We start from the raw sequence: 11,635 nt of genomic DNA, 5'->3' as shown, positions 1-11,635 counted from the left end.
CAATTCATGATTTGATGTGGATTTCAACCTCGTGCGGGCGATAAACCGAAATGATCCGCCCTTCGCCGTCCGCCGCGAACAGGACGGATCGTTCCCGTTCCAGTCCGAATGCGTAGGCCACGCCCGTGTCGGCATCCTTCACTTCAATGTTCGTATCCCAGGCATATTCCGATACGAAAACGTACAGATACCCGTCCCTGAATTTCAGCTTCCGGCCGTATACGCCGGGTACATCGCCCCGGATCCATTCAAGGCCGCTTTGGCAGCCTGCTTCGTCAAGGGCGTACCGGTACAGCGCCGCCATCGAATCCGTTCTGTCGTTTAATTCGATCGGAAGCGGACACCAGATCAACCGCCCGTTGCCTAACCGGATATTCCGGACCGCGTCGCCCGCGGCCGGGGCATCGGCCGCTTCAGCCGTTCCGCCGCTCCGGGCCTCCTTGCTCACTTCCGCAATCCGGCGTTTGCCGTAAGATAACGGAATTTCATGTCCGTCCACGTTCAGCAGCTCTTCGCGGCGGACATTGCAAAGCCGTCCTTCCCCAAGCAAATCGGCCAGCCGCTCCGTTTTACGCCAGTAGGCGTCGATGCTGATCGGCCCCGTCACAAGCAGGGTCGCTCCCGTCCGCTCCACGATGCCGAGCAGGCGATCCCAAGCGGCATCGTCGAAATTATGGGCGCTAGGCAGCAGGATCAGCTTCGCCGGATCCTGTTCCAGCGGCTCGAGATGATATTCCGATACGCCGCGAATCGGCATGTTCAGTTGGTAGGAGAACACGCGCGTCAGGCGCGTCGTCGCCTCGTACGCCAGCTTGCGGTTGGAGAAATCGTTCGAGTAAGGAAAAATAACGGCCACTTCCTCCAGTTCGCGTTCCTGGAACAGGTCCCGGATTTCGCCCATAAACTTGCCGAACCCGTACGAGACGTCGGTTTCCGGCTTTTCCGTCCCGTCCGCCCGGAGCGCGCCGATATGCGACTCGTTGGCATTGTCCATGTAAAAATTCGTATTCCAGATCCAATGGATCGCCCCGGCTCCTCCGGTCGCGAAGGCATAAGCGTATTTGCGCTCCAGGATGCTCCGCAGCTCCTCCTCGGTTCGTTTGGCCCGTCCTTCCGGCGTTTCGACGTACATGATGCCGGTTTCCTGAATGACGTTCGGCTTGTCCGCCGTTTTCGCGAATACGCCGTCCCAGACCAGGTCGTCGTTGAGCCACCACGAATGGACCGTCGTATAGTCGACCGCCTCCTGGTAGAAAAACGGCGAAGGACGCTGCGCGCCTAACGCTTCATCCTGCCCGACCGTGACGAGCTGATCCGGACTCAAATGTTTGATTTCTTCGTATAACTGCTTGGCCCACCGATTGTGCATGTCCATGGAGAACAAGCAGTAGTCGAGCCACCGCGTGCCTTTTTTCTCCAAGATCATGTCCTGCACGTCGAAGTTGATTTCCTGCGGCCCGGGAATCGCCGCCGCCTGAAAGCTCGGCAGCTGCTCCGGCGTCATGTTCCAGCGCTCCTGCAGAAGCTCGATCCGTCCGTGGCGTTCCTCGAGCCAGGCCGAGAAAGCCGCCCGCTCGAACCGGTCGCCGCAGGATCTCGGTCCCGATGCGAAAATCCGTTTCGGATCGAACATCGAAGGTTCGTTGATCAAATCCCAATCGACGTTGCTCGTCGCCCGGTGGCGATGCACGATGGAACGAATGAACCGCTTTTGCGCTTCCACGCTTTGCGGGTCGAGATAAGGGTTCGTGCCTTCCCAAGTTTCCGGCGTAAAAGAGAAGAAAGTGAACGTCAACTGCAGATCATGTTTTTTGGCGGTGAGAATAAACGCGTCGATCGCCCGAAGCACCTCTTCCGACGCATGCCCGTCCACCTGCATCACGTTGCGGTAAGCGGTCCAAAGCCCCGTCCGGATCCAGTTGATCCCGGCCTGGGCCATCTGCGCCATATCCCGGTCCCAAACATCCGCGTTCGGCAGAAACAGAAATTTGCGGGCCACGTCGGAGGCCATGTAAGTCATGCCGACGATCGGCAGCGGCCGTCCGTCCTTCACGAAATAGTCGCGGCCGCAGCTGACCGGGCTTCCCTTCGCAAGGAGCTCCGGATCGTTCCCCCAGAAGCCGTGACGGAGCACGCGCGTCTCCCCGTCTTCGGAGGTCGCCCGGCATACGACGCGGTAAAGCCCGCTTTGGATGTCCAGCGGCACCGGAATGCGGACGAAATCCAGCGATTTCGTCACTTCGGCGCCGAAACGCTGCACCCAAAACTGGTCGCCTTCATCCTGCTCCACGGTGATTTCGAACGTCCAGCGCTGATCCGAAACCTCCGCCTCATTCGATTTCGCGATCCGCTGCATCTGCAGCATCAGCACCGCCTGTTCGCCCGGCTCGTAAGCGGCATAATTGGTTTTGATCGCAAGCTCCGTCACCGGTTTCGCGCAGAAGGCGCTCCATTCCGCTAACGCATCGACGCCGCCCTGTTCCCAAAACGCCTTCGATAACGGCAGATTGACGAACAGCCATCTGGAACCCGCAAAGTCGCCGCGGGAATGTTCCCATAAGACGACGGGAGCGGCCGCTTCCCGTCCTTCGCCGCTGATCCCTTTCAGGAGCGGGTAGACCTGCGTGCTCATCGTTCCGGCCGAACCCATTTCATGCGGAAAATCGCTGTTTCGGGTCGTATGCGGCACCAGATTCCACGTATCCCGAATCTCGAAAAGCGCCTCCCGGCCGGCCAACAGCGGAATCTGACTGGACGCAGCAAAAGACTGCACGGGCCCTGCGTTCACGCGCAGCGTTTCGTGGATGAACAGCTCGCGATGGTAGGCGGTTTGTTCGGCTTCAGGCGTCCAGCCTCCTTCTTCGCAGCGAACTGGGACTTTGAAAGGCGCTCCGCCAATGCTGATAAGCCCCCCGCCGCGCCGCAGGAAGGCGTGAATCTCCGGCCAGGCCGCTTTTGGAAAATACGGCGCGTGCAGATTGACGAAACAGCCGTCCCGGCTGGAGCCGAGAGCTCCGGCCAAATCCGCCGCGCCGACGACCGTGCCGATCTGCCGCAAGGCCTTGACGGCCCGATCGTCAAGCCCGGGGCTGCCCGGAAATGCCGAGTCGTAAAATACGATGACGTTCCGGCTCATAGAATCCCTTCTTTCATCGCTTGATGCACGAGTTTGGAGAACAGGCTGTTGGACCATGCAAACCACTTTCTCGTGAAATTCGCCGGATCGTCCGCATGGAAACCTTCGTGCATGTAGCCCGTGTCCGCATCGGTCGCCTCCAGCATCTCGATCATCGCCAGCTTCTCTTCTTTCGTCGTAGCCGTGATGCCCTGCATCGACAGGGCCATATGCCATACGAAGCCGTCCGGCGTGTGCGGGCTGCCGATGCCCTTAGCCGCTTTGCCTTCGAAGTAGAACGGGTTCGCCTTCGACAGGGCGAAACGTCTCGTATTCTGATACACCGGGTCGTCCGCCGACACGTATCCGAGATACGGAATGGACAGAAGGCCAGGCGTGCCCGCGTCGTCCATCAGGCAGTAATTGCCGTATCCGTCCGTTTCGTACGCATAGATCGGCCCGAATTCCGGGTGCCTGTAAATGCCGTACAATCGAATGCCGTGATCGATGTCCTGCTCGAGCAGCTTCAGCTCATTCAGGAAATCGGTGTCGCGGAACACCCATTCCGCAAACTCCTGCATATGGCGAAGGGCGACGACGGCAAACATGTTGCCCGGAATGTTGTAATGGAAATCGCAGGCGTCGTCGCTGGAACGGAAGCCGGACCAAACCATGCCCGTATAATTGACCGGCATGCCGAGCCCGCCGTTGGCCAGCGTATCCTGGCGGATGCCGTCATTTCTCATGAAGCGGTACGGAGATCGCTCGAAATGGCGCTGCTCCGTCTTAAACAAGTCATAAATCACGCGCATCGCCAATTTGAAGCCGGCGTCGAAAATATCGGTGAGCCCGGTTTCCTTCCAGTAAGCATAAGCAAGGCGCATGGAGAAGCAAAGCGAATCGATCTCAAACTTGCGTTCCCACACCCATGGGGACATTTCGGTCTGATCGGCCGTGTTCCAGTGCCAATCGTTCGCCGACTCGTTAAACGCGTTCGCGTAAGGGTCAATCAGAATATACCGGATATGGCGCTTGATCAAGCCGGACAACATGCGCTGCAGATCCTCGTCGTCTTTCGCCAGCGGCACGTAATGCATGACCTGCTCCACCGAATCGCGCAGCCACATGGCCGGAATATCTCCCGTAATGACGAAGGTCGTGCCGTCGTCCATCAGCTTGGTCGTCGTCTCCAGCGTGTTCGGAAAGCAGTTTTTGAACAGCTTCAGCAGCTTCGGGCGATGCGCCAGCTTTTCCTCCGCTTCGCTCAGGACGTCCTGGACGGCCTTCGGAAGCTCGAAGCTGGTCATTTGGATTTTCGGTAATCTGAATTGCTCCATTGGAATCTCCTTTAAATAATGGATGATGTGATCAAAAATGCAGGGGAGCGGCACCCGGACCTTTTCGAAAGCCTTTCATCCGGCTGCCGGCCCCAAGCCAGGCTCCCTAGTTATGCGTAACGACCGCTCCGGAACCGCCGTACATTTCCACTTCCTCGTCGAATTCCAGCTTCAGCACGGTTACGTGCTCATGCGTGTCTTCGGCCGTCAAAGGAATCCAGGTCGTTCCCGGAATGTTGAACCAAGGCACGCCGCCGTGGATTTCGTGCGTCAGCTCTTTTCCGGAGTGCAGCACGGTGATCTTTTTGATCGGGTTGCACAACCCCTTCAGGCATATGCTTTCTTTCGGATCGTCGTAGACGAAGAGATACAACGTCTTTTTGTCTTTGGACAGCGTGCTGCCGCCAAGGTAATAACGCGTCATGATGCCTTCCTGCGTGCCGTACACTGCCTCGGCATGCGTGCGAATCCAGTCGCCCAGTCCGAGCAGGATCTCTTCCTGGCGTTCGTCGATCGTTCCGTCTTCGCGCGGCCCGATGTCAAGCAGCATGTTGCCGCCCATCGAAATGCAGTCGCAGAACATGCGGATGATCTGGTTCAGCGATTTATAATGGTTGTCCGTCGGCACGTACCCCCACGACGAGTTGATCGTCGTGCAGAATTCCCACGGCCCTTCAGGTCTCGTGATCGGCAAGCCCTGCTCCGGCGTTTTGTAGTCTCCGTGCCCTTGAAGCCTCGAATTGATGATCAGGTCCGGGTTGAAGGATTTCAGGTAATGTTTGAACTCCGGCAAATTCCACTGTTCGGCGCTCCGTTCCCAGTCCCCGTCGAACCACAGCAGGTCGACCTTGCCGTAATTCGTCAAAACTTCTTTCAGCTGGTCGTTGTTGAACTGCAAAAACTTCTGCCATCTTTCTTCGTCCTGCACCCCGTCCGGCGGGCTCGAAAACCGGTTGACCGTGCTCAAATCGTCCGGCACTTTGCCGCCTTCGTAGACGCTCGGATAATCCGGATGCGACCAATCGATAAGCGAGTAGTACATGCCGAGCCGGATTCCCCTTTTCGTAACCGCTTCGGCATACTCCTTGATGATATCCCGCTTGGCAGGGGTTTTCTTCATGACGCTCAGATCGCTGTACTGCGTGTCGAACAACGCTACGCCGTCATGGTGTTTGGTCGTCAGCACCGCGTACTTGGCGCCGGATTTTTCGATTAGGTCCGCCCATTTGTCCGCGTCGAATTTGGAGGCGGTGAAGCCGTCCAACTGCTTCATGTATTGCTCGTAAGATATTCTCCCGTTGTAAAAAGACCAGGATTCGGCGACGCCGTCCACCGCATAAATCCCGTAGTGAATAAAAATGCCCAGCTTCGCGTCTTCAAACCATTGTTGCATATATGTTCAGCACCTTTCAGATCAAATGGTCGGCTCTATTCATGCTGAGCCCAATACATCATACGGTTATGTCAAACTTGCGATATTTCTGTCTTATTGGATCCGGAACGCATGCGCGATCGGCGCTTTGGCTTCGCGCTCTTTCGCCGGAAGGCGCACGGCGATGCCGGTGTCCGTCTTGCGGTACTCGAGCCCTTCCGGCCCGCCGATCAGGTCGATGCGGCTGAACTCTTTCTGCAGCGGCAAATGAATCTCTTCCGGAACGGTTTCGTTTTCGTCCTTGTACAGGTAGAACGCATAGATTTTCCCGTCTTTTTGCGTAAACTGCACGTTGCCTACCGAATACGGCTCGCACACTCTCGTTCCGTAGATGCCTTCGCCATGGACCTTCAGCCAAGCTCCCATGCCCTGGATCCGGGAAATCGCCGTCTTCGAAATTCTTCCGTCCGGCTGCGGACCGACGTTCAGCGCCAGGTTGCCGCCTTTCGCCACGATTTCGACGAGCAGATGAATCAGCTGGCGCACCGACTTATAGTTATCCTCGTAGCGGAACGAGAAAGCCGATCCCATCGTGATGCAGCTCTCCCAAGGCACGTGAAGCGCGCGTTCAGGCAGCGTCTGCTCCGGCGTGATCAGGTTTTCGTAAGGCCCGCCGACCGTGCGGTCCGCCGAAAGAAGCCATGGCTGGATTTGACGGGCCTTGTCCACCACTTCCCCGAGGCGGATGTTCTGGTCGCGGTAGTCGTTGACCCATCCGGCGTCCAGCCACAGCACGTCGATGCGGCCGTAGTTCGTCATCAGCTCCATGATCTGCTCGTGAGTGAATTGCACGAATTGCTCCCACAGCCATGGATATTCCTTCGGATCATAGGTCGGACCGCGCGACGTCGTCGTTCCCGGCCGCATGCCCGGCGCCCAATAATACGGCGAATGCCAATCGGCTTTGGAGAAATAGGCGGAAATGCCGAGGCCTCTCGCCCGGAACGCATTAAAAAGCTGCTTCGTGATGTCGGCGTATTTATGCGTATGGAAAGGGCAATCCGGACCGGTAATGCGGTAATCGGTGGTACGGGTATCCCACATGCAAAATCCGTCATGGTGCTTGGTCGTAAAGTTCAAATATTTAAAACCGTTGTCCGCCGCAAGGTCCGCCCAAAGGTCCGGCTGAAAACGAAGCGGGTTAAACGTTTTGTTCAGATCGAAATACTGCCGCTTCAGTTCCTCCGCGTCGATATCCCAGTCGATTTCGTTGCGCGACCATTCTTCGTCCACGTCGCTGAGCGCCCAGGACTCGACCAGGCCCAGCTGGGAATACGGCCCCCAGTGCATCATCAGCCCGAGCTTCTGGTCCTTGAACCATTCGAGCCGCTCCAGAAGAAGCGGATCTTCGGGTTTGACCCACTGCTCCTCGCTGCTGTAGTTGTGCACCCCTTGCACGACGACGGATTCTTCTTCCTCGATCAAATGCTCCTTTTCACTCATGGTTATCCTCCATATCACGATTGGTTTGGTTTCCTTGCAAAAACGGGTGTCACGCGGTTTCCGGCCTTGCCGCCGGATTTATGAAAACGCTATCTTCGAGAGATAACTTCTTCGAAGCGGCGCCGATTCCTTCATTCGCCAACCCGAAAATCTTGATTTGCCCGCTTTTTCTTCCGAGGACGCATTTCGAAACTTTCCGCCCCTCTATGTCCAAACCGCCGATTTGTTGGTATCATGGATAGGTACCTGAAGATTATCAGCTGACACAGGAGGCAGAATTGTTGAAACGAAACTACTTTAAATCCAGGCTGTTTTTGAAATATATTTGGTCCTATTTGTTTATCCTGCTGATTCCTCTCGTCTGCATGACGATTTTCATTTATGAAAACGCCGTCACGAATCTCCGTTCCGAAATCGAACAGTCCCGCCTTGCCCAATTGACGCAAGCGAAGGTCATCATCGACGGAAGGATGAAGGAGCTCAGCGAAATCGCGACCCGCATCTCCTACGACAAACGGCTGGCACGTTACCAGGTCCATGATCCGGTCTCCAGCTGGGAGTCGATTCAAGCGCTGGACCAGTATAAGGCCACCAGCTCGATCATCGGCGAAATGTACCTGTATTTCCATCAAGACGATAAAATTTACTCCAGCAAAGGCCTCAACAATTTTGACGTCTTCGCGAAAAACATTCGCTTCAAAAACTGGAGCAAAGATACGCTTTACCGGGACTTGAACGAAGCCACGTATCCGATCATGCGGCCGGCGGACATTGTCACGAACCCTTCCGGCGTCCAGGAAACGATGCTTGCCTATTTGATTCCGATCACGCCGGGAAGCTCCTCCCCCCACGGGACGGTCATGTATTTGATCAAGGAGTCCGAACTCAGCAGCCTCATCGACTCGATTCTCGGAAGCTACCAAGGCCAAACGTACATCCTCGATAACGAGGGGCATATCATGGTCGACAACCGCCAGGGGGAAGCCTTGACCGAAAAAGACGCGCAGGCGCTTTTCGATGATTTGTCGCCCGGCATCCAGGACCGGAACATCAACGGACAAGCTCATTCGATCGTCTCCGTCAAGTCGGAAAACAACGGCTGGAGCTACGTGACGATCATGCCGAGCGCCCAATTTTTCAGCAGCGTTTTGCATGTTCGCAGCTTTATCATCATGCTGTTTATCATCGTGGTGCTGGTCGGCGCGGCCATCGCCGTCGTGCTGGCCCGCATGCAATACCAGCCGATATCCATGCTTGTCGAGTTTGCCGCTTCCAAAGCCGGCGCCAAGCGCCCGGATGATGCTTCCGCCTCGGGCAACGAGCTGGACCGAATCCGGACGGCGCTGCAGGAATACAGCTCGCGCGTCGATTTGCAGGAGCCTTTCGCCCGCAACCATTTTCTGTCCATGCTGCTCAAGTACGGCAGCGCCCAGAGCCTGACGCCCGAACTTCAGGAAGCATTCGATCTCCGGTTCGACCGCACCCATCATTTCGTGATGGTCATCGGCTGGGACGAAGAGAACATGAGCGAAACCGAAAAGCAGGAGCGCCAGGACATGATCGAGCTGCTCGCCCAGATCGAAATTCCGGAGCTGAATGCCCATGGATACGGCGTGGAGCTGTCCCAGCTGAACCAGTTTGGCCTGATCATCAGCTTCAATCTCGGCGGACAGGACGAATTTTCCCATATCCGGCAAATCGTCGAAGCGGTGCGCAGCAACATGCTCGAAACCTTCGATACGATTCCGATGATCGGCGTCGGTACGTGCTACCCGAGCCCGGATCAGCTGAACCAATCGTTTATCGAGGCATGCTCGGCGTTTGAGCTCCGCGTATCCAACGATTACGGCTCGGTCACCTATTTCGAAAAGCTGTCCCAAACGCATGACCAGGAATTTTGGATCCCGAACAACACGCTGCTCAAGCTTTCGCAAAGTTTGAAGCAGGGAAGCTACGATGTGGCAGCCCAGATCGTTCATTCGGCCATCCAGAACCTGCATACGTCCGAACATTCCGCGCTGCTGATCCGCTGCGTTTGCTTCGACCTGCTGAACAGCATTTTGAAAACCGCGTCGGAGCTCGGCCATCACGGCATGCTTCAGGAAGTCGCGCCGAACATGATTTACGGCAACTCCCTGGACGAGCTGGAACGCAGCCTGCTGAAGCTGTGCGCGCAAATATGCGCGCAGGTCGAGCAGAATACGCAGCAGGAAGAACAGTCGATCATCGATCAGATCGTTGCTTACATCGACGAGCATTACGCGGACAATACGCTCAGCCTGGAGACCGTCGCTTTCGAGTTCAGCATCTCGCCATCCCATGTCAGCCGCTCGTTCAAGGAAAAGATGGGGCTGAACTTCATCCAGTATATCTGGCAAAAAAGAATGGAAGAGGTCATGCATCAGCTGAAAACGACAAGCGATCCGCTGAAGGACATCATCCTTCGGGTCGGTTATCTGGACACGCCGAATTTTATCCGCAAGTTCAAAAAGGAAACCGGTTATACGCCGGGCCAATACCGCAAAATGTTTTCGCCGGACGGCCAAGCCGCATCCGAGTCCGATTTGGACGGCGAATAATGATGAAAGCCAACATCCGGTCGTCAAGACCGGGACATGTTGGCTTCATTTTTTTGTGCTGCTAATCGATTATTTCCCGGAATTCCAGCGGTCGTACGCGCCTTGGTAAAGCTCTACGATACGGTCTGCGCCCATCTTTTTCAGCTGAGCCACGTATTTGTCCCAATTGGAAAGCGGCTCTTGTCCGGTCACGAACTTCGCTTCCATTTGCTGAACGTACGTATTGAGGTCGGAGAGCAGTGCCGTTGCTTCGCTTTGCTCTTCATTCGTCAAGTACACGTTAGGGAACGGCGTTTTGCTGATCGGTACAAGCTTCTCTGCATTTTCCTTGTCGATCCACTTGTCGAAGTCGCTCTTCAGGCCTTTGGTCAGTTCGGCGGAGTTCATGCCCGGAGTCAGGATGCCGTAGTTCGGCGTCATCGTGCCGCGGAATTCCTCGCGGTCTTTTCCTCCCGGAACCGGAAGCCATTCTTTTTCATGCGTTTCTTTGTTTTTGTATTTCCACAGCAGGTTTTCAGGGCCTTGGGCGAACAACGTTGCGCCGTCATAGCCGTATTGGTAGTCGATCCAGCGCATCGTCGCTTCCGGAGCAGGGTTTTTGCTCGTGATCGCGAACGTGCCGTTGGCCGAGATGCCCGGGTGTTTGCCGTATACCGGAGAATCCGGGATTTCGCTCTTCACCGGCGTCATAAGCGGGTTGTCGCTGCTTGGTTCGCCGCCGAGCGTAAAGTAAGGGAAGTAGTCGTTAAATACGCCAAGCTGGTTGTTTTGCCCCTTCGCCTTTTTCTGTTCAGGCGTTTGCGAGAACGTTTCGTGGTCGAGAAGGTCTTCCTTCCACAAACGGTTCATGAACGTCAGGTAACCTTTGTAGCCTTCCTCTTGCGGCGTGTAATGCACCTTGCCGTCTTTATCCGCGTAAATCACTTCGTCATAGATGCCGAAGAAGCCGAGGAAATACATGCGCAAATCGTCCAGCTTCACGGAAGTCAGCGGAATTTCGTCCTTCTTGCCGTTGCCGTTCGGATCTTCTTCCTTCACGCGTTTCAAATACGCGTACAATTCTTCCGTCGTTTTAGGCAGTTCCTTTACGTTGAGCGCTTTCAGGAATTTGCCGTTATACCACATCGGGCTCCGGTACCATACGGCGGACAAGTCGACGTTCGGCAGCGCATAGATATGTCCGTCCGGCGTCGTAAACGATTTGCGGATATCCGGATGCTCGTCGAAGATTTTTTTGATGTTCGGCGCGTAACCTCCGTCGATGTATTGTTCCAGAGGAATCAGCACGCCTTGCGTTCCGTAAGTGACCTGCTCGGCAGGCTTAAGGTCCGCGCCGTAGAATACGTCCGGCAAGTCGCCGCTCGCGAACACGAGGTTTTTCTTCGTGGCGAAGCTGTCGATCGGCGAAAGCTGGTAGTTGAATTTAATGTTCGTCAGTTTTTCCATTTCTTTAAGCACGGGCATTTGGTTCCAGTCCGCCACGCCGGCGTCCTGCGACATCATGGTCAGCGTCAGCTGCTTGTCCACGATCGGAAAGCCGTCTTTTTTCACGCCTTCAGCCTGAGTCTGCGCCGAAGAGGATGCGCCTTCGCTGCCTTTCGACGAGCCGCATGCTGCAAGCAAGGACGCGGAAAGGGTAAGGCAAAGTAAAATGGATGAAGCCTTGCGAATGTTTTTCATCTGTATAACTCCCCTTTGTTGTATTCGGGATGCAAAATCCCTATTTGGC

Annotated in this window: 6 protein-coding genes; 1 reads left to right on the top strand and 5 read right to left on the bottom strand. The window is 55.7% G+C overall.

The annotated features are described in order from the left end of the window. Window positions 1-4: 4 nt before the first annotated feature. The 4 genes from AC27KL_RS08840 to AC27KL_RS08825 all read right to left on the bottom strand — a co-directional run bounded on the left by AC27KL_RS08840 (window position 5) and on the right by AC27KL_RS08825 (window position 7,327). A complete protein-coding gene (locus tag AC27KL_RS08840; protein WP_339322037.1) occupies window positions 5-3,136 on the bottom strand; it encodes a beta-galactosidase in 3,132 nt (1,043 codons plus the stop codon). After that, window positions 3,133-4,452: a glycoside hydrolase family 125 protein gene (locus tag AC27KL_RS08835; protein ID WP_487169461.1), complete on the bottom strand. Its 1,320-nt coding sequence runs from the start codon at window positions 4,450-4,452 to the stop codon at window positions 3,133-3,135. The genes AC27KL_RS08840 and AC27KL_RS08835 overlap by 4 nt, the downstream gene beginning before the upstream one ends. 106 nt (window positions 4,453-4,558) lie before the next feature. Beyond that, window positions 4,559-5,845, bottom strand: a complete 1,287-nt coding sequence (locus tag AC27KL_RS08830) for an alpha-L-fucosidase (protein WP_340997373.1) — start codon at window positions 5,843-5,845, stop codon at window positions 4,559-4,561. Between the two features lie 93 nt (window positions 5,846-5,938). Continuing rightward, window positions 5,939-7,327, bottom strand: a complete 1,389-nt coding sequence (locus AC27KL_RS08825) for an alpha-L-fucosidase (RefSeq protein WP_036714162.1) — start codon at window positions 7,325-7,327, stop codon at window positions 5,939-5,941. A 281-nt stretch (window positions 7,328-7,608) separates the two neighbouring features. On the opposite strand from AC27KL_RS08825, the gene AC27KL_RS08820 reads away from it, so the two are divergent. After that, window positions 7,609-9,906 carry a helix-turn-helix domain-containing protein gene (locus AC27KL_RS08820; protein ID WP_212949221.1) on the top strand — a complete coding sequence of 766 codons (2,298 nt, stop codon included), beginning with the start codon at window positions 7,609-7,611 and terminating at the stop codon, window positions 9,904-9,906. 69 nt (window positions 9,907-9,975) lie between these two features. Here AC27KL_RS08820 and AC27KL_RS08815 read toward each other — a convergent pair whose 3' ends face one another. Then, a complete protein-coding gene (locus AC27KL_RS08815; protein ID WP_339322042.1) occupies window positions 9,976-11,586 on the bottom strand; it encodes a type 2 periplasmic-binding domain-containing protein in 1,611 nt (536 codons plus the stop codon). Window positions 11,587-11,635: the final 49 nt, after the last annotated feature.

The sequence above is a fragment of the Paenibacillus sp. YAE3 genome, assembly GCF_057546105.1.
The sequence above is the reverse complement of the archived record's forward strand: the minus strand, read 5'-3'. Positions and strand labels throughout refer to the sequence as shown.